The sequence below is a fragment of the Bartonella sp. AA86SXKL genome, assembly GCF_042196885.1.
In genome coordinates this window covers 337-632 of sequence record NZ_JBHIRE010000448.1, presented here as the reverse complement: position 1 = coordinate 632, position 296 = coordinate 337, and the positions used below count along the sequence as shown (strand labels likewise).

At 38.5% G+C, this 296-nt stretch carries 1 protein-coding gene; it reads right to left on the bottom strand.

Going from position 1 to position 296, the window contains the following annotated elements:
- A partial coding sequence (locus tag ACFIO5_RS12570) for a DnaB-like helicase C-terminal domain-containing protein (RefSeq protein ID WP_375705585.1) occupies nucleotides 1-296 on the bottom strand: 296 nt, incomplete at both ends.

Genomic DNA, 296 nt, shown 5'->3' with positions numbered 1-296 from the left:
ATTCAAGAGTGCCTATCTTTGGTTCTCCATTTTTAAGGTAATATTCTTCACGGTACACAAAAAGGACAATGTCGGCATCTTGCTCAATTGAACCAGATTCCCGTAAATCTGAAAGTTGTGGACGTTTATCTGTTCGATTTTCGACCTGGCGTGAAAGCTGTGAAAGCGCAATAATGGGTATATTCAGTTCTTTAGCTAATGCTTTGAGTCCTGTCGTAATTTCTGTAATTTCTTGAACACGGTTTTCAGACGAACGCTTCGAATTGCTTGTCATGAGTTGTATATAGTCAATAATC